This window comes from Priestia sp. GS2 (genome assembly GCF_036409025.1).
Classification (GTDB): domain Bacteria; phylum Bacillota; class Bacilli; order Bacillales; family Bacillaceae_H; genus Priestia; species Priestia aryabhattai_A.
This window is the reverse complement of sequence record NZ_JAZGJX010000001.1, coordinates 3,098,768-3,122,236: the sequence shown is the minus strand read 5'-3', so window position 1 is coordinate 3,122,236 and position 23,469 is coordinate 3,098,768. Positions and strand designations below refer to the sequence as shown.

Here is a 23,469-nt window from a genome sequence, read left to right as displayed (position 1 = left end):
AGCAGTGGGAAAAAAAGATCGTCACGTTGGCTGGTGCGAATTATGCGAACGAGAAGATGTCGAAATTACGGTTCACCATCTTACCCCAAAAGAAATGGGAGGTACATTTGAGCCGACTGCTAACCTTTGTATTCCGTGTCATAAGCAAATACACGCTCTTTATACAAATACAGAATTAGCGATTCGCTTAAATACAATTGCCTTACTAAAGGATGATCCACAGATTCATTCGTTTATAAAATGGATTCAAAAGCAGCCATCTTCACGAGTGCCTAAAATTAAAAAGTCGAATGAGCGAAAAAAAAGATAAAAAACAGCTGGAATTCCAGCTGTTTTTATGCATTGGCAACGTTGTTTTGATCTGCAAGATCGGGATCAAGCGTATTTGTTCCAGAGATTCCGGTATTGGTATTGACGAAGTTACCGGTATTAACTGCCCCGGAGCCCGTATTGGTTTTTGATGAGCTTTTTGGGGACACATAAAAGGTATCTCCAAACGTCACAACACCGCCACCCACACTTGTGATACTAACAGGACCGATTAAAGCTGGCATGTTATCCACCCTTTATTATCGTGATAATAATCTAGTGTATGATAAAGCAGTAAGATTTGTTCATTCTGTGGAATCGTCTTCAAGAGTAGTTTCAACATCATCTGCTGTCATGTTAAGCTCCTTTTCTAACCCAACATCAGGTGTTTTAGATTCAATTCCATCCAGTTGTCTTATATGCTTAATGCGAGATTCTGCATCAAGCGTACAGGTCGAACCAATATGAATAACCGAAGAGAATGAACACCCTTTAATATTAATACGATTTACTTTAATGATAGGAGCAAGGTTAGTTACTTGCATATTTACAGCTTCAATTATTGGTTGTGGGATAGGTTCATTAAAAACATCATAATCATCAAAGTTTCCTTCTCTTCCATAGAAAAAAGGGAACTCTCGCTTGACAGCTAGTGCTCTTGTCTTTAACACCATCTGAGTAGAATCACCAATTTGACAAAGTGAACTGGATGACACAGAATTTATTGTTAAATGATCTACCTGAGACATTCGGGATAGCATAGTTAATTTCTCCTTTAAGATAAGGATAATGGAACGTAAGGACCAATTATGAGAGATTCTGCAGGTGTATCAAATGTTGCTGATAAATTTATATAGTGAGCATCTCCAATTAAAAGAACAGAAGAAGAAGATACGCCGGTAATATCAATATTTCCTACCATTAATTCTCGATTAATGACCGTATAATTCATTGGTTATGACCGCCTTTCTTTAACGAATCGGGTAAATAGGTTAAGAAAGCATCGATGCCTTTTTTGATGTCTTCATAGATTTTCTCAATAATTTGGGGTTTAATTGCTTCAAAGTTTTGCTCTAGCTCTTCAGATTGAACTTGATTTAAATAATAAGTAATACGTTGTTCTAACTGCTTTTTTACGTCTTCAATTATAAAGTCATAGTAGGCTCCTTCAATTGTCATGGAGCGTTGGTCAAGAACATGCTGAACCATTGAGTAGCCATGCTGGTCAAGTTCAGATGTCATAGATGCATATATATCTTCAACCCACTGCTTCGTTATATTGCGGTCAAGTGGCTTTAAACTTGGGTTTTGTGGCCCTTGCTGTGGAAGCGTAATTTCAGGGGTTTGGTTATTTATAATAATGTCTTCTAGGTTGTCTGGTGTAAGCGGGTTTAAGCCAATATTTAATGTGCCATCAAGCGAGTCGATTTTTAGCTGTTCAAATTTATATTCAATTTTTTCAATATTAATAGGAGTTTTTTCTTCTAGCTCTTTTATCTGCTGTTCTAGTTTTTGAACAGTTGATTCAAGGGTAGCAACTCGCACTGATAGTTGCTCAATATAACGATGCATTTGCTGCGTATAGTCCATGCTTTTCATGTTCCGCACCTTCTTTCACCCTGTATGCAAATTGTCATTTAAAAATGATATATTTTATACATATGGTGAGGAAGTTATGAACATGTCAGTTGTTCACCCGAACGGGTGGAGTGAGCGACTGAGAATAAGGTGCTGGAACTGCTGAAGATTGTGTCGGTGTGAAAGTAGATGGAGAAACTGATCCTAAAATTCCTTTCTTTTGTTCATCAGGTGCGGCTTCAGTAAAGCCACCTGTATTAAATAGGTTGGAGTTCGGTTTGATGATGCCTGCGCTTCCAATTTGTAATACAGAAGAGTTACTGACAGCACTTACCTTTAAGCTTTGGATACAAATGCTTTGATTTACATAGAAGTTCAATGGAGGTAGCTCCTTTCTGTTACAACTTAAGCATTAGCTGTAATGTTTTGGTCATTTACATCACTATCTTGGGTGTTCGTTGCGCTTTGCTGGTTAATGACATGAAGACGATCTCCAGTATTAAAAGATCCTGCTCCGGCAAATGTTTTAGCCGTTGAGATGGGAGCAATACTGTATACGTCGCCAATGTGCAGAACACTAGCAGAACCGACACTATTTACGTTGACAACGCCGACGATGGCTGGCATAGGCAAACATCCTTTATCATTATAGTCTCTTATCATGGTATGAAAAGAATGTTAAAAAGTTCTTTCTGTTCATATGTATTCATAGTTGAAGTAATATATGGCAGATATGTGAAAGTGATAAGTGCATTGCTGTTTGATGCTTATGTACAGTGGTGAGAAAGCTTGTATTCATGGTATGATATGGAATGAAAGGAGAGGATAAGATGATTCATTTACATGTAACATTATGGACATTATTGCTGATTGGTTTTGTGGTAGCGCTTGTTTTAACGAAGTCCGGTAAAGAAAAAGGCGCAAAGATTGTACATATGATTACTCGTCTGTTGTATGTGCTTGTGTTGTTATCAGGTGCTCATTTGCTAGCAGATTGGTATCAGTTTAAAGGACAAGCTCTTATTAAGGGACTGGCTGGGGTTCTAGTGCTAGTTGGTATGGAGATGGTACTTGTTAGGACAAAAAAAGCCAAAGCAACAGGAGGCGCATGGGCACTTCTAGTCGTAGCGCTTGTACTAGTATTCTACTATGGATATGTTGTTTTAGGTTAAAAGCTGCTGATATAAGCAGCTTTTTTTGTTGTTTGAAAGAGGAAAGGCACGCATACAACAGGAGGGATTTCCACTCGGATATGCTCCCTTTCCGCAGGGCTCGGCCTGAGCCTCCTCGTAAACTGCGGGGTCTCAGAACACTCGCTAGTCCTGCAGGAGTGTCACAACCGTCGTTGCAATCCCGAGCGTCTCAATAAAGAAAAAATCAGTCATCTTCATTGTATTTGTCTATAGTAGAAGGGAGGGAAGCACACAGAATTAATCTTTCTAAGAGTTTACCTATCTACTCGTAAATTAACGAACGAAAATATAGCACTTACAAAAAGTTTTTGAGGGGTTATTAGGAAAAAAGCTAACTTGTATGAAAGCTTAAAAAGGGGAGAAACTAAGAAAAATTAGTTTTTATACGGAGGACCGGAAAATTGCAAAAAAAGAATGAATTAACATCTCCTGAAATTGCAAACCTATGGACACATTATATCCGTGAAACCTTATCTATATGTGTAAACAAATATATGCTTAATACAATCCAAGACCCTGAAATACATAGCCTTTTTCAAACAGCTCTTCAGTACTCATTTAACCATGTAGATATGTTAAAAAAGTTATTTAAAAAAGAGAACTTTCCTATTCCCAAGGGGTTTACAGAAGAGGATGTTAATTTAGAAGCTCCTGCTCTATTTACAGACGTTTTATGCCTTGAATCTCTTTACATGATTAGCACACATGGACATAACGAAATAAGCCTATCTTTTACGACTTCTATACGCCAAGATATTGTAGATTTTTATTATCAATGCAACCTTGATGCGATGGAAATTTATAAAAAATCTAAAGATCTCCTTATTTCAAAACAACTGTATCAGCAATCACCTACTTATATAACACCTAGTAAGGTAAAAATGATTGAAAAATACCACTACGTAACAGATGTTTTTGGTAAACAGCGGCCGATGAATGCAATCGAAGCTGGACATACTTATTTTAATTTACAAAAAACATTGGTTGCAAAAGCGGTGATCCTTGGCTTTTCCAAAGTTTCAAAAAATCAAAACGTACGAGTATTATTAGAAAAAAGCCTAAAAGTCAAAAACAAACACATTGCTACATTTTCATCTTTATTAACAAAAGATAACCTTCATTTACCCAAATCATGCGAAACGGAGGTTACAGATTCTATTGTTTCCCCTTTTTCAGAGAGACTTATGCTTCTTCAAACTGGTTTCTTCTTTGGTGTAGCAGTGACGTATTATAACGCATCCCTTATCGCAAGTATGAGAGCTGATATTTCAGCGCGTTGTGAAAAGGCAGCCTTGGATAGCTTATGGATATATAGTCGTATTGGGAAAGATTTAATTGATAATCAGTGGATGGAACAACCTCCCCAAGCAGATGACCGGAAGAGATTAAATTATTAGATACACATTGTTAGTAAATAGTGTTTGACCCTTGGAGTATAACTCATCACTTAGTACAAAGTTACACGTGAGTAGAAAAAGCTACTGTTCAGAAGCAGTGGCTTTTTTGTTTTTCGCTACTTATGAAATGCTTAGTTGTCATAATATGAATTTTCAGAACTAACAATAAGAAAGAACCCTTGTTACACAAGGACCCTTTCACTTTATCCGTTTATTTTGCTTTTTATATAACCTTGATTTTTCATCATCTTGAGTGAATCAACAGTCTTTTTCATGCATGGAAAAGGTTACTTGTATTCACCTTGTTTCCTCCATAGCCCTTTTATATTCCTTGTGTTGCTTATTGACGTATGGTTGCATTTCTACACCTTAGTGAAGAATTAAATTCATAGAACGACTTCCATCGCTTAACGTGTATTCGAAACGGTCTAAACCATTTTCGCCACGCTCAAATAAGTGTTGAACGGAACAAATCATTTCTTCATTATCAAAAATGAGAAAATTTGCTCCTTTTGTATGTTTATCTTCCGGCAGGAAAATAAGTGTGTTATGACAATAGATGCAGTCATAAAGAGAGATGTTTAGAGAGTTTAAGTGGCTCGTAAGCGTGTGAAACGCTTCTTTTTTTAGGTGTTTCAGTAGTTGTTCATATGCGTATGGGAGCTTTCTCGTTACGCGAAGCTTATCACCATTTTTAATTCGATAAATCATATTGTGAAGCTTAAACTGGTGATCTGAGATAAATAGTCCCTTTTCCCAACTCATATTGATGTATACCTCAACGGATTCATTGAGGATATCGTTTAGCATAGATGCTTCATCTGTTTCTTCATCAAAGAAAATCCATTCTGAATCAATGTATTCAACAGTTCCCGTCATAAACGAACGAGGCTGGTTTTGTAGAATTGAATATTTTGAATTACTCTTCATTTTTAAGACCTCCATATACGAAATTGTTATTTGTTTGTATTTCCTAAAACGAAGGCGTTTATAACTAAAATAATTGAAATAAAATAGGTGGACAAATCAACTGTGCGAATTCCATGCATACAATGGCATTATTTCATTCATTACAAAGCGCGTAAGGAAAGGATGATAACTAATGTGTGGTATCACCGGATGGGTTGATTTCAAACGCTCCTTGTTAGGTGAACAAGGCACCGTTAAAAAAATGGCGGAAACATTAGAAAAGCGAGGTCCTGACGATACAAATGTATGGATTCAACAGCATGCGGCGTTTGGACATAAGCGATTGGTTGTGGTAGATCCACAAGGCGGCAAGCAGCCGATGACTAGAAAGAAAGAGCAAAAAGAATATACGATTTGCTATAATGGTGAGCTTTATAATACAGAAGATATTCGCAAAGAGTTATTAAAGCGAGGATATCAATTCCAAGGGCACTCTGACACGGAAGTACTACTAACAGCTTATGTTGAATGGAAAGAGGAGTGTGTGGACTATTTTAACGGAATTTTTGCTTTTGCTATTTGGGATGCATCTGAAGAAAAGTTATTTATTGCACGTGATCGTCTAGGCGTCAAGCCTTTATTTTATCGGTCGTACGACGGAGGGTTACAATTTGCATCAGAATTAAAAGCGATTTTAGCTCATCCAGAAGTACCAGCTGAAATCGGGTTAGATGGGTTAGCTGAAGTGTTAGGATTAGGTCCTTCACGCTCTCCAGGGCACGGTGTCTTTAAAGGAATAGATGAATTAAGACCTGCTCATGCCATGACGCTAAGTAAAAGCGGGCTTAAAGTGTGGAGATATTGGAATGTGAAGAGTGCAAAGCATACGGATTCATTAGCAGAAACAACGGAAAGAGTAAAGTTTTTAGTTGAAGATGCTATTGTGCGTCAATTAGTATCAGATGTTCCAGTGTGTACATTTTTATCAGGCGGAGTAGATTCTAGTGCGATTACAGCAATTGCAGCTAATTCATTTAAAGAGAATGGAAAAGGTCAGCTTCATACGTATTCAATTGATTATGAAGATAATGACAAATTCTTTAAAGCAAATGAATTTCAGCCGAATTCAGATTATACGTATATTCAACTTATGTCTGACACCTTCCAAACCAATCATCATCGTTGCGTTATATCAACGGAAGACCTTGTGCATCATTTAACAGAAGCGGTAATAGTACGTGATTTGCCTGGAATGGCTGACGTAGACTCCTCATTATTATGGTTTTGTAGAGAAATCAAGAAGGATTTTGTGGTTGGCTTATCCGGAGAATGTGCAGATGAAATCTTTGGTGGATACCCATGGTTTCATCGCCAGCACGATTTGCAATCCGATACGTTTCCTTGGATGCGTTCTTTAGAAGGACGAATGAACTTACTGCAAGATTCCTGGAGAAAGAAACTTAATTTAGAAGACTATGTAAGAGCTACCTACGATAAGACGATTAAAGAAGTGCCTGAACTAGATGGGGAGTCAGGTGAGGATGCGCAGCGCCGCAAACTATTTTATTTAAATATGGTTTGGTTCATGACAACGTTATTGGACCGAAAAGATCGTATGAGTATGGGAGCTAGTCTGGAAGTACGCGTTCCATTTGCTGATCATCGGCTAGTAGAATATGCATGGAACATTCCATGGGAGATGAAAATGGTTGGTAATAAAGAGAAGGGGATCTTGAGAAAAGCATTAGAAGGAGTATTACCTCATGATGTTTTATATCGTAAGAAGAGCCCGTATCCTAAAACCCATAATCCAGCCTATACAAAAGCAGTAACACTCTGGCTAGAGTCGCTTTTAGAAGACAAATCTTCAGCGCTTCACGAATTCTTTAATCGTGAGCAATTAAACACAATTATTAAGTCGGGTGGAGAAGACTTTAAAGTGCCTTGGTTTGGTCAATTAATGACGGGACCTCAACTTCTTGCTCACTTAGCACAAATTCACGTGTGGTTTGCACATAATAATATTCAAATTAAAGAGTAAAGTCATGTAGCCTTTTGATTCAGAGATTTCTACTGAATCAAAAGGCTTTTTATATGGCATGCTAGAGACGTCTATTTTATTTGGACAACACATACATATTTTTATAGAGGTAGGGTAAAAGATGGATAGATACTACTACTTATGCAATTGTATGAGCAGTAATTTTAAGTATTTTTTACTAAATAATAGATTGAAAATAAATTCCACATATTTTTAATTGTGTTTAGGAAAGAAGATTTGTATAATATTTGTATAATAAATGTATAACTATTAGGGGGTTTATCATGCGAAAGCGTGTTATTGTAATTGGAGCAGGTCCAGGTGGTTTAGCGGCAGCTATGCTATTAGCAGGTCATGGGTATCAAGTAGATGTATTCGAAAAACAGCCGTACGTTGGTGGACGAAATGCTTCCATTCATATTAATGGATTTACCTTTGATATGGGTCCAACGTTTCTCAGCATGCCTCAAATTTTTGAAGAGCTGTTTGAATCTGTAAATCGAAACGCATACGATTATATGGATTTAAAGCGGTTGAATATGATGTATGAGCTAATATTTGATCGCTATAATATAAAGATGACGGATAATCATGAAGAAATGAAGCGGGAGATCGAGCGCGTTTTTCCAGGAAACGGCGAAGGGTACGATCGTTTTATGAAAGAAACAGAAGAGAAAATGAATGCACTTATGCCTCTGTTGCAAGGTCAGATGGATCGATATCATCACTATTTAAAGCCGGAAGCGTTAAAGGCTTTACCGCATCTATCGCTTGGTAAAACATTATACGACGTATTGAGCTCTTATTTTACCGAAGAAGAGCTGCGCTTAGCTTTTACATTTCAATCGAAGTATTTAGGAATGTCACCTTGGGAGTGTCCCGGTGCTTTTTCAATTTTGTCATTTATGGAGCACGCATACGGTGTTTTTCATCCAATTGGTGGCGTTAATCAGTTGTCTAAAGCAATGGCGAAGGTGATTCAAGAACATGGAGGAACCATCCATCTCAATCGAGGGGTAAAGAAAATATTAGTTGAAAATAAACAAGCCAAAGGTGTACTTCTTGAAAATGGAGAGGAAGTATTTGCTGATCAAGTGGTGGTAAATGGAGATTTTGCTCATGCTATGACGAATTTATTTGATGAAGGCGTTTTGAGAAAATATAAACCTGAAAAATTAGCAAAGAAAAAATATTCATGCTCAACTTTTATGATTTACTTAGGAATCGATAAGCAATTTGATTTACCTCATCATACAATTGTGTTTTCAAAAGATTACAAGAAAAATGTAGAGGAAATTACGAAAAGCTTACTGCTTTCAGAAGATCCTTCCATTTATATTCATAACCCAGTTGTAACGGACAAAACACTAGCGCCTGAAGGGAAGTCTGCTTTATATATTTTAGCACCCGTTCCAAATAATTTTAGTGAAATTGAATGGGATGAGAAGCAAAAAGAATTTCGTGATCTTATCTTAAAAATCGTAGCGCAAAAAACTGGCTTTAAAAACTTAGAGGCGCATATTGAAGTCGAAAAAATCTTATCACCAAAGCAGTGGGAAGAAGATGTACTTGTATACAAAGGGGCAACATTTAATTTAGGACATCAGCTGTCACAAATGATGGTCTTGCGTCCCCATAATCAATTTGAAGAAGTGAAAAACTGCTGGCTTGTTGGTGGAGGAACACATCCAGGTAGCGGATTGCCTACTATTTTAGAGTCAGCGCGCATTACGGCAAAAGCAATCTTAAAGAAAGATCAACAGCTATTAAATGAACCATATAAAACAACGAATGAATTGGAGAGAGCCTTATGAAAATAGGAATTGTTGGAGGAGGTATAGGAGGTTTAACAACCGCTTTACTGTTGGCAAAGCAAGGGTTTCAAATCGATATATTTGAGAAAGAAAATCGGTTGGGAGGCCGTTTAGCGTTTGTTGAACACAATGGTTATCGCATCGATGAAGGACCAACAATTGTTTTATTACCAAAAATGCTAACAACAATTCTAGAGGAAGCAGGAATATCTTCAGACCAGTACGAATTAATCCAGTGTGATCCTCTTTACAAAATTCACTTTTCTGATGGTACAACATATACCAAGAGAGCTAAAGAAGAAGAGCAACTACGTGAAATTGAACGTTCGTTTCCGGGTGAATCCGAAAATTATAAACGTTTTATGATTGATATGAAAAAACGCTTTGAAGTGGGAGAGAAAGCCTTTTTGCAAAAGTCTTTCGTAAATAAATGGGATTTTTGGACGTGGCAAAATGTAAAGTTTTTAAAGCAGCTAAATGCTAATCAGTCTATGCATAAATTTGTGTCACGTTATTTTAATGATGAGCGCTTAGCTAGTGCTTATGCTTTACAATCTCTCTATATTGGTGGCAACCCCTATTCATCACCAGCAATTTATTCATTAATTCCATATAGTGAGCATGCTCATGGCATTTTTTATGTGAAGGGGGGCTATGCAAGCTTAGTTCCAGTACTAGAGAAAGCTTTAAAAAAAGCTGGTGTGCAAATTCATTTAAATGCGCCTGTAGATGAGCTAATTATTGAAGAGAATGAAGCTAAAGGTTTAAAAGTACGCGGTGAAATTAATGAATTTGACTCCGTGGTTTTAAACGGTGACTTTCCAAGTATGGCAAAAGTCTCAAAAGTAAAAGAAAAGAAATATGTACCTTCTTCAAGTTGCTTATTATTTTACTTTGGATTAAATAAGCGGTACGCTCATAGTAATATACATCAGTATTTTATGGGACAGGATTTCAATGAGCATATGGATCAAGTATTTAAGAATAAAACTGTTCCAACTGACCCTGCTATTTACACGTTTTATCCGTCTCTTATTGATGACACTCTTGCGCCGAAAGGAAAAGGTGTACTTTATGCGCTTGTTCCAGTACCCTCGGGTCATGACATTGATTGGGATACAGAATCCGCATTTATGGACCGAATAATTGATACGCTGGAGCAAAAAGGGTTCCCTGGCTTGCGACAAGCAATTGAATGGAAGCAAATTCGTACACCAAAGGATGCTTACGAATTTGGATTGTATGAAGGAGGTTCTTTTGGAATTGCGCCAGAGCTTTTTCAATCCGGTGTGTTTCGTCCACAGCTTCAACCCTACGAGTACAAAAATGTATACGCCGTTGGAGCGTCCATTCACCCTGGTGGAGGAGTACCTATTGTGATGCAAGGTGCTAAACTGCTAGCGGACTCGTTGGTTCAAGCATCTCATCAATCGTTTGAAAAGTTGTCATAAGTGAACATCATGAAAGATGGTAGACTGTATTGAATATTAATTATCCTTTTAAAACGAGAGGAGTAACGACTATGAGCCTACTATTAACGGAAGCTTATAAACAATGTGAAGTAATTATTGCAGCGAATTCGAAAACATTCTATAAGGCTTTTTCCATGTTGCCATCTAAACAAAAGAACGCGGTTTGGGCTGTTTATGCATTCTGTCGCCAAGTGGATGATATTGTCGATGAAGGAAACAACCCGAAAGCAGAATTAGAGCATTTTAAAGCGCAGTTCTCTAGATTTAGAAAGGGAGAATCGATAGATACAGCGATGTGGATTGCTTTAAGAGATGTATTTGATCAGTACGAAATGAATGAAAAAGCTTTTGAAGATATGGTTATTGGTCAAGAGATGGATTTAGTGAAGCATGAATATGAAACGCTTAACGAAGTTAAATTGTATTCTTATCATGTTGCTAGTACAGTAGGTTTAATGCTATTGCCGATACTAGCTCCGAAAACGCATCGCGAATTGGAAGCAGATGCAGTTTCTCTTGGAATTGCGATGCAAATTACAAATATCTTACGTGATATAGGAGAAGATCTAGAACGGAAGCGAGTATACTTACCAAAAGATATCATGGAAGAGAAAGGCTATACGATGGAGATGCTTTATAATCAAGAAGTTAACCCTGCATTTGTTTCAATGTGGGAAGAACTTGCGACTGAAGCAGAGCGGCTTTATGAAGAAGGGTTACAGTCTCTTCACAAATACCCAATTTCTTCACGGCTTCCTTTAAAAGGAGCTGCCCATTTGTATCGAGCGATCTTAGAGAAAATTCGAAAAGAAGAATATCGTGTATTTACTCAAAAGCATTACGTAACAAGTCTACAAAAACAAACGATTTTAACATCAATTTCCTAAAAAAGCGAGTAGTTGAACTACTTGCTTTTTTGTGTCTAAAAACATAATAAAATTCAATTTTTTTACAATAAATACAAACTTTTCTCTTAAAAATTTAATGATAACGATTACATAACGTGTTTTTGAAAAAAATCTTATTTTTTATTGAAATTAGCTTGAATTTTTTGAAAAATCATCATATGATATTAAACATAACATACAATGTAATAAAATCTTACATCAAAACAGGGGGAACGATGAATGAAGAAGGTGGAAGCAATTATCCGTCCAGAAAAGTTTCAGTCGTTACGTGAGAAGTTAGAAGAAGTGGGAATTAACGGTTTAACCGTTTCAGAAGTTGCAGGCTGTGGTCAACAAAAGGGAGAGCAAGGACTATTTAGAGGTCAAAGTTTTGAAATTAAGCTCGTTCCTAAAGTGAAGGTTGAAATGGTTGTAGAAGCCGAACACGTTGATGAAATTATCAAAATCGTTCAATCTACGTGCTCCACAAACCAAATTGGTGACGGTAAGATTTTTGTATATTCAATTGAAGATGCAGTTCGTATTCGCACAGGCGAAGCGGGTTTACAAGCTATATTATAAAAACAGTCTGAAAGGATGATCATTGTATGAAGAAGAAAATAGGTGCTTTGTTGATGTTAGGTTTATTAACATCAACGACAGCTTACGCTGCAGATCCAACAGTGGAATCGGTCAGTGCTTCAATCGATATGATGTGGGTCATGTTTGGAGCGGTACTAGTATTCTTAATGCATGCAGGCTTCGCCATGGTAGAGACAGGTTTTACACGTTCTAAAAACGCATTAAACATCTTGATGAAAAATATGCTCACAGTGGCAATTTCGTCAGTCCTATATTTTGTTATTGGTTTTGCTTTAATGTTTGGAGATTCAAGCGGTGGCTTTATTGGAACAAGTGGATTTTTCTTAAATGGTCAAAGTGATCAAATGAGTTTCTTTGTATTCCAAATTGTATTTGCTGCTACATGTGCAACGATTATTTCAGGTGCTGTTGCAGAACGTATGAAGTTATCGAGCTATATGTTGTTAACGATTGTAATGGTAGCCGTTATCTATCCGGTTGTAGGCCACTGGATTTGGGGTGGTGGCTGGTTATCAGAACTAGGCTTTGTTGACTTTGCAGGCTCAACAGTTGTCCACTTAACAGGTGCATTAGGTGCAGTCGTTGCAGTTTCATTCTTAGGAGCACGTCTTGGTAAATATGGTAAAGATGGTTCTGTAAATGCAATTCAAGGACATAATATTCCTCTTGGAGCGCTAGGCGTATTCATTTTATGGTTTGGTTGGTTTGGGTTTAATGGTGGAAGTACACTAGCTGCTGATCCTTCACTAGTGCCTTCAATTATCGCTACAACGTTAATGTCAGCATCGTGTGGAGTATTATCTTCAGCTCTTTATACGAAGCTACGTTATAAGCGTATAGATGCAAGTTTAACGTTAAATGGTGCTTTAGCTGGATTAGTTGGTATTACAGCTGGAACAGCAAATGTATCAATTCCAGGTGCAATCGTAATTGGTTTAATCTCCGGTGTAATTCTTGTTGAAGCTGTTAATATTATCGATAGTAAAATGAAGCTAGATGATCCCGTTGGAGCAATTACAGTTCATGGTGTATGTGGAATTTGGGGAACGTTAGCAGTTGGGCTATTTGATACAGCAAATGGGTTGTTCTACGGTGGAGGCGCTCAATTACTTGGAGTTCAAGCAATTGGTATCCTAGCGGTTATGGCTTGGACAATGGGGACAGTTGGAATTTTCTTATTCCTCTTAACAAGAATTACATCTATTCGTGTATCAAGTGAAGAGGAAATTGCTGGTCTAGATTTTGCAGAGCATGGCTCATCAGCTTACGAATTCCGTGAAAACTTATTATCTAAAGGAAATTCGGATATCAACCCAGAATTCGGATTAGGGCTGATTGACCGCTTAAACAGCGTTGGAAAAAGCTCTAGTAAAGTAAATAGCGGTGTGAAGGAATCGGTTTAGAAAGATGTTGAGCTAGGTGTTTATCACCTAGCTTTTTTTGTGTGTTAATAAGAGTTGATAAGAAAGCGTTGACGTTTAATTGTTAAAAGCGATACTCTAGAGAAAAGGCTCTATGACAGGGGAGATGAGGAGTGGGGAGAAAATTGATTAGCTTGCTGTTAGGAATGCTGTTTGTTAGCTTTATTCCTGTACAAGCTGATGCAAGAGAACCAATTAAAGACGAGATTATGTATCATGTGATGGTGAATCGTTTTCAAAACGGAGACGAGCGTAATGACTTGAACGTAGACTATAATAATCCTCTCAGTTTTTACGGTGGAGATATAAAAGGACTGCAAAACCGAATTCCATACATAAAGGACATGGGGTTTACAACGATTATTATAACGCCAGTATTTAAAAACGATGAACGTGGATACCACGGTTATAACGTTACCGACCATTATCAAATGGATGAGCGCTTTGGAACGTTGCCACAAATGAAACAATTTATTGAACAAGCTCATAAAGAAAAAATGAAAGTGGTAATGGAACTGCCTTTAACAATTAGTGAAAAACACCCGATGCTCAAAGATTCCAGTAAGAACGATTGGTTCACTAAGCAAGGAGAAACGATAAGTTTAAAAAGTGATCAACCTGGTGTGCAAGCATATATAGAAGATGTCGGAGAGTGGTGGATTAAACAGACAAATTTAGATGGCTACTATTTAACTGATATCAATGATTTTCCAGCGGCTTTTGTAAATCGATTGTCAGAACAATTTAAGCATGAGAAAAAGGGTTTTTATTTAATTGGTGAAGGTAAAAATGGAGAAGATATAAAATCTCGCTCATTAGATTTATTTGTGAACCAAGAGCAATCAATTGAACAAGCAAAAGAATTAAGTAGAAGCGGTTCATTTCCTCAGCTAAGCAATCATTTTAATCAAGTTGGCGGTGCTTTCTTAGACAGTCCGCGAACGGAGCGTTTCACGCGAACCATACTCCAGGCTAGCGAGCATCCAGTGGTGCGTACTAAGCAAGCATTAACGTATTTATATTTGTCTTCTTCAGTGCCTATTGTTTATTATGGTACAGAAATTGCGCTAGACGGGGGCAAAGGAACTGACGCGCATCGTCTGATGAATTTTCAATCGAACCCGGAAATTATTGAGTATATCACAAAGTTGGCAGGAGTGAGAGCTGAACTTATGTCCGTCCGTCAAGGCGAGGTCACTCAACTTTCAAATGACAAAGGAATGGGCGTGTACCTTTATAAAGATGAAGGTGAGCAAGCGCTGTTTGTGATAAATAATAATTCCCGTGCACAAGTTGTTCAAATAGAAGAAAAAGAAATCGGTGAAGATCAAGAGCTAAGAGGCCTTGTAGAGGGCGGCATCATCCGAGCTCGAAATGGACAGTATAGCATACAACTAGATTCAGATTCTTCTAATATATATCGAATAGCTAAAGATAAAGGAGTTAATATATGGTATATTAGTATGATGGTTTTTGTTTATGGCGGCTTTTTGATTTTTTTAATTGCAGCTTCTAAAAAAAGAAAAAAACGTAAGTTAACCAATGCTGAAAAACAATAGGATTTTCAATCGTTTGATGATACTATTTGATTATAAAATGTCAGCGCTATCAAGTGATGAAGAGATGATCATATAGGAGGGGACATACGGTGAGCGTCACAATAAAAGATGTAGCAAATTTAGCAAAGGTAGCTCCTTCTACAGTCTCACGCGTAATTGCAAATAGTTCAAGAATTAGTGAGAAAACAAAACAACGAGTACGTGAAGCGATGGAAGAGTTAGGCTATCATCCTAATATCATTGCTCGTAATTTAGCTAATAAAACAACAGAAGCAATTGGTATAGTGATGCCAAGCTCTGCTGGGAACGTTTTTCAAAATCCATTTTTCCCAGAAGTGCTACGCGGGATTAGTACAGGTGCTCACGAAAAAAAGCGAGCTATTTATATGTCAACTGGTGAAGCGGAATCAGAAATTTTAAGAGAAGTAATGCAAATGGTACAAGGGAGAAGAGTAGACGGACTAATTCTCTTATATTCTAAAATTGATGATCCAGTATTAGCGTATTTACAGGAGCAAAATATTCCGTTTGTTGTAGTTGGAAAGCCATTCAAAAATAGTGAGCATATCACGTATGTAGACAACGATAACTTTAAAGCAGCAAAAGAAGCAACAGAATACTTAATTGAACTAGGGCATAATCGAATTGCGTTTATTGGAGGTAGTTTAGATCTTGTTGTAACGATTGATCGTTTAACAGGTTACGATAAAGCAATACAAGGAGCCGGGATTCCCTATCGTAGTGAATATGTAATTCATGAAGAATTTTTACAAGAAGGTGGGAAAGAAGCTGTTTGTGAGTTATTAAGTTTAAAAGAACGACCAACTGCTCTCGTTGTAGCTGATGATTTAATGGCTTTAGGTGTACTCAATACCCTTGATGAGATTGGAATTTCAGTCCCAGAAGATATGTCCATTATTAGCTTCAATAATGTACTAATTGCTGAAATGGCAAGACCCGCACTTACATCGATTGATATTAATATCTTTGAATTAGGCTATCAGGCTGTCCGTAGCTTGACGAAAAAAATTGAAGCGTCTTCTCAACCAATTGAAAGTATTCGTATTCCACATTCAATTGTAACAAGGCACTCATGTAAAAAGCGGTAATAGGTAAGAAACGACTGTATATATACAGTCGTTTTTTCTATTAATCAAACGTTTGTTTAAATGTCAAAAACCTTGTGGTAGTAAGTGCGAATAAGATTACGCAAAAAAATTTTGCTTATTAACAAAAACTTTTTTTGCATGCAAATATTTTTTGCTATTAATTTGAGCTTAATTTCTTGAAAAATAAGAAAAAAACGGAGATACGCATGTTGGCATCAATCTTGCAATAAAGATTAGTGAGTAGAAAAGTTAATCTTAGGAGGTATTTACATGGTACGTACATATCAACATGAACCATTTACTAATTTTAAAGATGAAAAGAATCAACAGCTATTTCAAGAAGCTTTATCATACGTGAGTACACAATTGGGAAAAACATACCCACTTATTATTAACGGTGAGCGTATTGAAACAGAAGAAAAAACAACGTCTATTAACCCTTCAAACAAGACAGAAGTAATTGGCTACGTCTCATTAGCAAATCAAGAGCTAGCTGAAAAAGCAATGAATGCGGCGTTAGAGGCTTTTGAAGAATGGAAAAAGTGGAAAGCTGAAGATCGAGCAAATATTTTATTCCGCGCAGCAGCAATGCTAAGACGCCGTAAGCACGAATTTTCTGCCTATTTAGTAAAAGAAGCTGGAAAGCCTTGGAACGAAGCAGATGCAGATACAGCAGAAGCTATTGACTTCATCGAATATTATGCAAGGCAAATGCTGGAGCTTACAAAAGGACAGCCGGTTAACAGCCGTCCAGGTGAATATAATCAGTATAACTATGTTCCGTTAGGTGTGGGTATCATTATTTCACCTTTTAACTTTCCGTTAGCAATTATGGCTGGAACGGCAATTGCAGCCATTGTGAGTGGAAACACTATTTTACTAAAACCAGCTGATGCAACGCCGGTTATTGCTGCTAAATTTGTAGAGCTCATGGAAGAAGCAGGTTTGCCAAAAGGTGTTCTTAACTTTACTCCTGGTAAAGGATCTATTATTGGAGATTATTTAGTTGAACATCCAAAAACAAGATTTGTTTCGTTTACGGGTTCTCGAGAAGTGGGATGTCGTATTTATGAACGCGCAGCGAAAGTACAACCAGGCCAAATTTGGCTAAAGCGTGTGATTGCAGAAATGGGTGGTAAGGATACGGTATTGGTTGATCGCGATGCCGATTTAGAGTTAGCTGCTTCATCCATCGTTTACTCTGCTTTTGGTTTTTCTGGTCAAAAGTGTTCAGCAGGATCAAGAGCCGTTATTCATGAAGACGTATATGATGAGGTTGTCGAAAAGGTTGTCTCTTTAACACAAACTTTAACAGTCGGGAATCCAGAGAGCGTAGATACGTACATGGGACCAGTTATTCACCAAGCATCGTTTGATAAAATTATGAGTTACATTGAGATTGGTAGAACAGAAGGAGATTTATTAGTAGGAGGAGAAGGAGACTCATCTAACGGTTTCTTTGTCCAGCCAACTGTATTTGGAAACGTAGACCAAGACGCTCGTTTAATGAAGGAAGAAATTTTCGGGCCAGTTGTGGCAATTTGTAAAGCAAGAGACTTTGATCACATGTTAGAAGTTGCAAACAATACAGATTATGGATTAACAGGCGCAGTCCTATCGAATACGCGTGCTAATATCGAGCGTGCGCGCGAAGAGTTTCATGTTGGAAACTTATATTTTAATAGAGGGTGTACGGGAGCGATTGTTGGTTATCAGCCATTTGGTGGGTTCAATATGTCAGGCACTGACTCAAAGGCTGGTGGTCCTGATTATTTATTACTTCATATGCAGGCGAAAACAACATCTGAAATGTTCTAATCACATACGTAAGATAAAATGAAGGAGGATGACTTGAATGGTACAGGTAAAACAAACAGACACAATTATTCAACAAACGGAAAGATTTGGCGCAAATAACTATCATCCACTACCAATTGTTATTGAAAAAGCAGAAGGAGTGTGGGTGCATGATCCAGAAAATAATAGATATATGGATATGCTGAGCGCGTATTCAGCGGTTAACCAAGGGCATCGTCACCCTAAAATTATTGAAGCACTAAAGCGTCAAGCAGATAAAGTTACGTTAACGTCACGCGCTTTTCATAATGACCAGTTAGGTCCATGGTATGAGAAAATTTGTAAAATGACAAATAAAAATATGGCACTACCGATGAATACGGGAGCCGAAGCGGTTGAAACAGCAGTTAAAGCTGCTCGTCGTTGGGCTTATGATGTAAAAGGCGTTGCTGAAAATCAAGCACAAATTATTGCTTGTGAAGGGAATTTCCATGGCCGTACAATGACTGCTGTTTCGCTATCATCAGAAGCAGAGTATAAGCGAGGATTCGGTCCGATGCTACCAGGGATTAAAACAATTCCATATGGTGATTTAGAAGCATTAAAAGCTGCTATTACACCAAATACAGCAGCGTTTCTTATTGAACCGATTCAAGGTGAAGCAGGGATAGTGCTTCCGCCAGAAGGATTCCTAAAAGCAGCCTTTGATCTTTGTAAAGAAAATAACGTTCTCTTCATTGCAGATGAAATTCAAGTAGGGTTGGCTCGCACTGGTAAGCTATTTGCTTACGAGTGGGAAGGTTTTGAACCTGACATGCTGATTTTAGGAAAAGCATTAGGAGGAGGCGTGTTCCCAATTTCATGCGTTGTTGCAAATGATGATATCTTAGGTGTATTTAATCCAGGATCGCACGGTTCTACGTTTGGAGGAAATCCACTCGCTTGTGCTGTTTCCCTAGCATCGTTAGAAGTAATTGAAGAAGAAGAATTAGCAAACCGCTCATTAGAATTAGGCAATTACTTCAAAGAAGAGCTAAATAAAATTGGAAACCCGATTATTAAAGAAGTTCGCGGTCGCGGTCTATTTATTGGTGTAGAGCTATACGAAGCAGCTCGACCATATTGTGAAAAATTAAAAGCAGAAGGTCTTTTATGTAAAGAAACGCATCACACAGTTATTCGATTTGCTCCACCGCTCACAATTTCAAAAGAAGAGCTTGATTGGGCAATTGAGCGAATTCAAAAAGTATTTTATGCCTAAAAAGCCCAGTCGTACGGTGTTAAACCGTGCGGCTGAGCTTTTTTATAATAGAAGGAGATGTTGCGAATATGTATGAACAACTTGCTCACTTGTCATTAGAACAAAAAGTAGAAGTTCTTACAAAAACATTGGTAGAAATCGAAAGCGTCAATGGAACAGAAGGAGAGGAGAAGCTTGCTGAATTTGTAAAAGAGTTACTTCAAACATTTCCTTATTTTAGTGAAAATCCTCATCATCTATGGATACAACATGTTCCTCATGACCCCGTGAACCGGAAAAATGTTTTTGCATTTGTGAAAGGCGCAAAGCAATCAGCAAAAACCATTGTATACCATGCGCATTTAGATACAGTGGGGATAGATGATTATGGACATCTTAAGCATATTGCATACGATGCTGATGAATTAAAGACATATTTCATGATTCAGCAAAAAGATCCAGAAGTTCAAGCTGATGCAGCATCAGGTGATTGGCTGTTTGGGCGTGGAGCCCTTGATATGAAAAGTGGAATTGCCGTTCATCTTGTTAACATCCTTTACTTTACAGAAAAGATCAAGGAGCTGGAAGGAAATATCTTATTGGTCATTAATGGAGATGAAGAAAGTGAACATAGAGGAATTTTAGCTGCTGTTAAAGAATTGAAACGCTTGAAAATAAAATATCAGTTAGACTATGTAACAGCCATTAACAATGACTTTATTGCGCCTTTGTATGAAGGAGATCAAACCCGCTATCTCTATACAGGTACAGCTGGAAAAGTATTGCCATGCTTTTATGTTCATGGTCGTACGGTACACGTAGGCGATACGCTACGAGGAATTGATCCAAATGTGATTGCCTCTGAGCTTACACGAAGCATTCATAATAACATGAGCTTAGCGGAGGAGATTGAAGGTGAAATGATTTTACCACCGACTTGTCTGTACCAGAGAGATGGCAAAGAAACATATAATGTGCAGACAGCTGTATATACGCATTTGTACTTTAATTACTTCATGTATGAAAAGAAAATCAATGAAGTAACGAATGAATTGCTGAAGGTTGCACGTCAAGCATGTCAAGAGGTTGAAAACAGACTTAATCAAGCGTATGAAGATTTTTGCAGAAGAGCTCAATTGCCTAACCGCACCCTATCATTTGAGATAGAAGTTGTCACGCTACATCAATACCTTTTAGACTTACAGACACAAGGCATCGATCCGCGCCCCCATATCGAGAAAACCCTAATTAAATATGAGCTGTTAGAAGCTCGAATGAAAGCTTTTAAGTTAGTAGAAGTACTTCAAGCTTTGGATACTTCTCATAAGCCGCGAGTTATTTTGTTTTATGCACCACCTTATTTACCGCATAATCACGTCGATATAAGTACTGAAAAGGGAAATGAGGTTTTGAACGCGATACATGCTTGTGTAGAAAAGTTCACATCTGAAACGAATGAGCAATTCGAAGTGCGAAAGTTTTTCCCTTATCTATCTGATGGAAGTTTTTTGTCATTTTCAGAAACAAACGAAGAAATACATTCGTTCACGAGGAACTTTCCAGGTTGGGAATTTAATCAGACCATTCCGTTTCAAGAAATTAAAGAGTTGGACCTTCCGTCTATCAACCTTGGCGTATACGGAAAAGATGGTCATAAATGGACGGAAAGAGTCTATAAGCCTTATTCATTTAAGATTTTACCTCAATTTATCCAACAGGTGACAACGGAGCTGTTGAAAGCGAAATAAGGCAGAAGCCTTATTTCGTAATGTTCAAACGGCGCATTCGATATTGTAAGCTCTGCCTGCTCATTCCTAGTGCCTTAGCTGTCTGAGAAATGTTGTCATCATGTTGCTCTAGTGCTTCTTTAATACAGTGAGCTTCAAACTGCAAAAGCTGACTTTTTAAGGGGACATAAGCTTGATCTTCGTTCCGGACATGGCTTATCACTCTGGTATTAACAGGCGGAAGGAAGCGATTTTGATACTGGAATGGTAAGTGATGGTAGTGGATTTCCTCTTCACCAATCATCAAGTTCATCGCACCTTCAATAACGTGTTCTAACTCTCTAACGTTACCAGGCCATTCGTAATGTAAAAAAGATGACATGACTCGCTCATCAATTCCCATTACCTCCATTTGAAAGCGATCGTTGTACTTTTGAATAAATGTTTTAACGAGCGCTGGTATATCTTCTTTACGCTCTCTTAGAGGTGGAATCTGTATCGTGACAACCCCTAAGCGATAGTATAAGTCTTTTCGTAATCGATGTTCGTTAATAGCATTAATAGGGTCTTCGTTCATATTAGCGATAATACGAACATCTATCGTTCTTTCTTTCGTGTCGCCAATGCGACGAATCGTTTTTTCCTGCAAAACACGAAGCAGCTTCGCTTGAAGATTTGTAGGAAGCGAATTTATTTCATCTAATAGTAAAGTTCCTCCATTAGCTTGTTCAAAAAGTCCAGGCTGGTCTGCTGCGCCTGTAAAAGCACCTCGAACTGTTCCAAAAAGGAGGCTTTCCATTAAAGTATCTGGAATTGCAGCACAGTTTTGTGAAATAAACGGTTTAGCCGATCGACTGCTTCCATTATGTATGCTTTGAGCAAACAATTCTTTTCCCGTGCCTGTGTCACCTACAATTAAAACGGATGAAGGAGTGCGCGTGGCTCGTTTCGCGACATTTACTACATCTTGCATAGCTGTACTGCTACCGATAATCTGCTCAAATGTTATCATTTTTGGCTCTCGATGTCGGTTGTTCTCACGGATAAGCTTCTCAAGCTGAGTTACATCTTTCGCAATTTCAACTGCGCCTTTAATTTTCTCATTATCAATGATTGGAAATGTGTTATTGATGGTCGTAATTTCTTTTCCTTTATTGTTGAAATACGTTTGTTTTACGTTAATAGTTGATTTACCCTCACGTAGAGCTTTGACAAGCGTACTCTCTTGATTATCTTGAAACATGAAAACATCCAGCACGTTCTTGTGAAGCACATCGTGCTTTTCCATGGATTCCATTTGCATCATTTGTTCATTATAAATAATGGTTGTACCATGTTCATCAATTGCATGAATACCAGCATCAACCTCATTAATAATTTTTTCAAAGATGGACTGAACCAGCGGTGTAGAATAGTTAGACTTTGTCATTTCCTCAATCCCCTTTAAAGCAGCATCGTATCATCTATTATTTAAGCAGATATGTCTTTTATATGCAAAAAGAAGAAGCTGTAGAGAAGTCTACAGCTTCAATAACAAATTATCCATTTACAATGGTTCCACCGTTTATATGGATAACTTGTCCAGATATATATGATGAATCGCTGCTTGCTAAAAATACATAAGCAGGTCCAAGCTCAGAAGGCTGACCAGCACGCTGCATCGGCGTGTCTGCTCCAAATGAAGCTACTTGCTGTTCATCAAATGTTGAAGGGATAAGAGGTGTCCAAATAGGTCCAGGAGCAACGCCATTTACTCGAATCCCTTTTGCTGCTAATGATGCTGACAAAGAGCGAGTGAATGATACAATGGCTCCTTTTGTTGATGAGTAATCAATAAGCTGATCGTGACCATGATAAGCAGTCACAGACGTTGTATTAATAATAGAACTTCCTTTTTTTAAGTGAGGCATGGCTGCTTTTGTAAAATAAAAGAATGAGAAAATATTTGTTTGAAACGTTCGCTGTAGCTGTTCTGCACTAATCTGTGTAATATCTTTTTGAGGATGCTGCTCAGCTGCGTTATTTACCAAGATATCAAGTTGTCCAAACTTCTGAATGGCTTCATGAACCACTTTTTCACAAAACAGCTCTTCACCGATATCTCCAGAAAGAGCTAAGCACGACACCCCACATTCTTCAATGGTCTTTTTCGTTTCACCTGCATCGTCATGCTCATCTAAATACGTAAGAACAATATTGGCACCTTCCTTTGCGAAATGGTATGCAACCGAACGTCCAATACCGCTGTCACCTCCTGTAATAATCGCTACTTTTCCAGAAAGTTTTCCACTGGCTTTATAGTCTGTGGCAATAGAAGTTGGTTTTGGATTCATTTCTGATTCAATGCCAGGTTGTGTTTGCTGATGCTGTGGGGGAAAGGTTTGTTTTTGCTGTTGTTGACTCATTTGCTCAT

The 23,469-nt window shown here is 37.8% G+C and carries 23 protein-coding genes; 14 read left to right on the top strand and 9 right to left on the bottom strand.

Features of this window, described 5'->3' with window-relative positions; all coding sequences use genetic code 11:
- Positions 1 to 4: 4 nt before the first annotated feature.
- The gene (locus V2145_RS15840; protein WP_094912880.1) at positions 5 to 310 is read left to right on the top strand and encodes a hypothetical protein; all 306 of its coding nucleotides are present in this window, start codon (positions 5 to 7) and stop codon (positions 308 to 310) included.
- Between the two features lie 25 nt (positions 311 to 335).
- On the opposite strand, the gene V2145_RS15835 is transcribed toward V2145_RS15840, so the two are convergent.
- The 6 genes from V2145_RS15835 to V2145_RS15810 all read right to left on the bottom strand — a co-directional run bounded on the left by V2145_RS15835 (position 336) and on the right by V2145_RS15810 (position 2,514).
- Positions 336 to 554, bottom strand: a complete 219-nt coding sequence (locus V2145_RS15835; RefSeq protein WP_094912879.1) for a spore germination protein — start codon at positions 552 to 554, stop codon at positions 336 to 338.
- 60 nt (positions 555 to 614) lie between these two features.
- Positions 615 to 1,070: a spore germination protein GerPE gene (locus V2145_RS15830; RefSeq protein WP_094912878.1), complete on the bottom strand. Its 456-nt coding sequence runs from the start codon at positions 1,068 to 1,070 to the stop codon at positions 615 to 617.
- 14 nt (positions 1,071 to 1,084) lie between these two features.
- Positions 1,085 to 1,261 carry a spore gernimation protein GerPD gene (locus V2145_RS15825; RefSeq protein ID WP_094912877.1) on the bottom strand — a complete coding sequence of 59 codons (177 nt, stop codon included), beginning with the start codon at positions 1,259 to 1,261 and terminating at the stop codon, positions 1,085 to 1,087.
- A complete protein-coding gene (gene gerPC / locus V2145_RS15820; protein ID WP_286175299.1) occupies positions 1,258 to 1,908 on the bottom strand; it encodes a spore germination protein GerPC in 651 nt (216 codons plus the stop codon). The genes V2145_RS15825 and gerPC overlap by 4 nt, the downstream gene beginning before the upstream one ends.
- Positions 1,909 to 1,993: 85 nt before the next feature.
- A complete protein-coding gene (locus V2145_RS15815) occupies positions 1,994 to 2,266 on the bottom strand; it encodes a spore germination protein GerPB (protein WP_094912876.1) in 273 nt (90 codons plus the stop codon).
- Between the two features lie 26 nt (positions 2,267 to 2,292).
- Complete coding sequence (locus tag V2145_RS15810) at positions 2,293 to 2,514, bottom strand: spore germination protein (protein WP_094912875.1); 222 nt, start codon at positions 2,512 to 2,514, stop codon at positions 2,293 to 2,295.
- 203 nt (positions 2,515 to 2,717) lie between these two features.
- On the opposite strand from V2145_RS15810, the gene V2145_RS15805 reads away from it, so the two are divergent.
- A complete protein-coding gene (locus V2145_RS15805; RefSeq protein WP_094912874.1) occupies positions 2,718 to 3,059 on the top strand; it encodes a DUF1516 family protein in 342 nt (113 codons plus the stop codon).
- Between the two features lie 422 nt (positions 3,060 to 3,481).
- Positions 3,482 to 4,477 carry a DUF3231 family protein gene (locus V2145_RS15800; protein WP_094912873.1) on the top strand — a complete coding sequence of 332 codons (996 nt, stop codon included), beginning with the start codon at positions 3,482 to 3,484 and terminating at the stop codon, positions 4,475 to 4,477.
- Between the two features lie 369 nt (positions 4,478 to 4,846).
- Here V2145_RS15800 and V2145_RS15795 read toward each other — a convergent pair whose 3' ends face one another.
- The gene (locus V2145_RS15795; protein WP_131887374.1) at positions 4,847 to 5,407 is read right to left on the bottom strand and encodes a DUF2777 domain-containing protein; all 561 of its coding nucleotides are present in this window, start codon (positions 5,405 to 5,407) and stop codon (positions 4,847 to 4,849) included.
- 172 nt (positions 5,408 to 5,579) lie between these two features.
- Here V2145_RS15795 and asnB point away from each other — a divergent pair, with 172 nt between their 5' ends.
- The 11 genes from asnB (at position 5,580) to V2145_RS15740 (ending at position 21,077) form a co-directional block, all read left to right on the top strand.
- Positions 5,580 to 7,427, top strand: coding sequence for an asparagine synthase (glutamine-hydrolyzing) (gene asnB, locus V2145_RS15790; RefSeq protein WP_094912871.1), 1,848 nt, complete (start codon positions 5,580 to 5,582; stop codon positions 7,425 to 7,427).
- 284 nt (positions 7,428 to 7,711) lie between these two features.
- Positions 7,712 to 9,241, top strand: a complete 1,530-nt coding sequence (locus V2145_RS15785) for a phytoene desaturase family protein (protein WP_094912870.1) — start codon at positions 7,712 to 7,714, stop codon at positions 9,239 to 9,241.
- Positions 9,238 to 10,692, top strand: a complete 1,455-nt coding sequence (locus V2145_RS15780; protein ID WP_131887372.1) for a phytoene desaturase family protein — start codon at positions 9,238 to 9,240, stop codon at positions 10,690 to 10,692. The genes V2145_RS15785 and V2145_RS15780 overlap by 4 nt, the downstream gene beginning before the upstream one ends.
- A 71-nt stretch (positions 10,693 to 10,763) precedes the next feature.
- Entirely contained in the window at positions 10,764 to 11,600 is an 837-nt protein-coding gene (locus V2145_RS15775; RefSeq protein ID WP_094912868.1) for a phytoene/squalene synthase family protein, read from the top strand.
- Positions 11,601 to 11,840: 240 nt separating this feature from the next.
- Complete coding sequence (locus tag V2145_RS15770) at positions 11,841 to 12,182, top strand: P-II family nitrogen regulator (RefSeq protein ID WP_094912867.1); 342 nt, start codon at positions 11,841 to 11,843, stop codon at positions 12,180 to 12,182.
- Positions 12,183 to 12,208: 26 nt separating this feature from the next.
- The gene (locus V2145_RS15765; RefSeq protein ID WP_311859334.1) at positions 12,209 to 13,606 is read left to right on the top strand and encodes an ammonium transporter; all 1,398 of its coding nucleotides are present in this window, start codon (positions 12,209 to 12,211) and stop codon (positions 13,604 to 13,606) included.
- Positions 13,607 to 13,737: 131 nt separating this feature from the next.
- Positions 13,738 to 15,183, top strand: coding sequence for an alpha-amylase family glycosyl hydrolase (locus V2145_RS15760; protein WP_094912865.1), 1,446 nt, complete (start codon positions 13,738 to 13,740; stop codon positions 15,181 to 15,183).
- Positions 15,184 to 15,272: 89 nt separating this feature from the next.
- Positions 15,273 to 16,292 (top strand): LacI family DNA-binding transcriptional regulator, encoded by a 1,020-nt coding sequence (locus V2145_RS15755; protein WP_094912864.1) that lies wholly within the window; start codon positions 15,273 to 15,275, stop codon positions 16,290 to 16,292.
- Between the two features lie 270 nt (positions 16,293 to 16,562).
- The gene (pruA, locus tag V2145_RS15750) at positions 16,563 to 18,110 is read left to right on the top strand and encodes an L-glutamate gamma-semialdehyde dehydrogenase (RefSeq protein WP_094912863.1); all 1,548 of its coding nucleotides are present in this window, start codon (positions 16,563 to 16,565) and stop codon (positions 18,108 to 18,110) included.
- A 37-nt stretch (positions 18,111 to 18,147) separates the two neighbouring features.
- Entirely contained in the window at positions 18,148 to 19,350 is a 1,203-nt protein-coding gene (locus tag V2145_RS15745) for an ornithine--oxo-acid transaminase (RefSeq protein WP_094912862.1), read from the top strand.
- A 68-nt stretch (positions 19,351 to 19,418) separates the two neighbouring features.
- A complete protein-coding gene (locus tag V2145_RS15740) occupies positions 19,419 to 21,077 on the top strand; it encodes a M20/M25/M40 family metallo-hydrolase (RefSeq protein WP_330987999.1) in 1,659 nt (552 codons plus the stop codon).
- A gap of 10 nt (positions 21,078 to 21,087) precedes the next feature.
- Here the strand turns inward: V2145_RS15740 and V2145_RS15735 are convergent, their stop codons facing one another.
- Together V2145_RS15735 and V2145_RS15730 are read right to left on the bottom strand one after the other, a co-directional pair.
- On the bottom strand, positions 21,088 to 22,485 hold the full coding sequence (locus tag V2145_RS15735; protein ID WP_330987998.1) for a sigma-54 interaction domain-containing protein: 1,398 nt from the start codon (positions 22,483 to 22,485) through the stop codon (positions 21,088 to 21,090).
- A gap of 109 nt (positions 22,486 to 22,594) precedes the next feature.
- Positions 22,595 to 23,461, bottom strand: coding sequence for an SDR family oxidoreductase (locus V2145_RS15730; RefSeq protein ID WP_094912859.1), 867 nt, complete (start codon positions 23,459 to 23,461; stop codon positions 22,595 to 22,597).
- Between the last annotated feature and the right edge of the window lie 8 nt (positions 23,462 to 23,469).

Excerpts from the sequence above, each read along its gene's own strand:
- V2145_RS15835 (WP_094912879.1), bottom strand. The coding sequence starts at position 554 with ATGCCAGCTTTAATCGGTCCTGTTAGTATCACAAGTGTGGGTGGCGGT.
- V2145_RS15830 (WP_094912878.1), bottom strand. The coding sequence starts at position 1,070 with ATGCTATCCCGAATGTCTCAGGTAGATCATTTAACAATAAATTCTGTG.
- V2145_RS15825 (WP_094912877.1), bottom strand. The coding sequence starts at position 1,261 with ATGAATTATACGGTCATTAATCGAGAATTAATGGTAGGAAATATTGAT.
- gerPC (WP_286175299.1), bottom strand. The coding sequence starts at position 1,908 with ATGAAAAGCATGGACTATACGCAGCAAATGCATCGTTATATTGAGCAA.
- V2145_RS15810 (WP_094912875.1), bottom strand. The coding sequence starts at position 2,514 with ATGCCAGCCATCGTCGGCGTTGTCAACGTAAATAGTGTCGGTTCTGCT.
- V2145_RS15805 (WP_094912874.1), top strand. The coding sequence starts at position 2,718 with ATGATTCATTTACATGTAACATTATGGACATTATTGCTGATTGGTTTT.
- V2145_RS15795 (WP_131887374.1), bottom strand. The coding sequence starts at position 5,407 with ATGAAGAGTAATTCAAAATATTCAATTCTACAAAACCAGCCTCGTTCG.
- asnB (WP_094912871.1), top strand. The coding sequence starts at position 5,580 with ATGTGTGGTATCACCGGATGGGTTGATTTCAAACGCTCCTTGTTAGGT.
- V2145_RS15785 (WP_094912870.1), top strand. The coding sequence starts at position 7,712 with ATGCGAAAGCGTGTTATTGTAATTGGAGCAGGTCCAGGTGGTTTAGCG.
- V2145_RS15780 (WP_131887372.1), top strand. The coding sequence starts at position 9,238 with ATGAAAATAGGAATTGTTGGAGGAGGTATAGGAGGTTTAACAACCGCT.
- V2145_RS15775 (WP_094912868.1), top strand. The coding sequence starts at position 10,764 with ATGAGCCTACTATTAACGGAAGCTTATAAACAATGTGAAGTAATTATT.
- V2145_RS15770 (WP_094912867.1), top strand. The coding sequence starts at position 11,841 with ATGAAGAAGGTGGAAGCAATTATCCGTCCAGAAAAGTTTCAGTCGTTA.
- V2145_RS15765 (WP_311859334.1), top strand. The coding sequence starts at position 12,209 with ATGAAGAAGAAAATAGGTGCTTTGTTGATGTTAGGTTTATTAACATCA.
- pruA (WP_094912863.1), top strand. The coding sequence starts at position 16,563 with ATGGTACGTACATATCAACATGAACCATTTACTAATTTTAAAGATGAA.
- V2145_RS15745 (WP_094912862.1), top strand. The coding sequence starts at position 18,148 with ATGGTACAGGTAAAACAAACAGACACAATTATTCAACAAACGGAAAGA.
- V2145_RS15740 (WP_330987999.1), top strand. The coding sequence starts at position 19,419 with ATGTATGAACAACTTGCTCACTTGTCATTAGAACAAAAAGTAGAAGTT.
- V2145_RS15735 (WP_330987998.1), bottom strand. The coding sequence starts at position 22,485 with ATGACAAAGTCTAACTATTCTACACCGCTGGTTCAGTCCATCTTTGAA.
- V2145_RS15730 (WP_094912859.1), bottom strand. The coding sequence starts at position 23,461 with ATGAGTCAACAACAGCAAAAACAAACCTTTCCCCCACAGCATCAGCAA.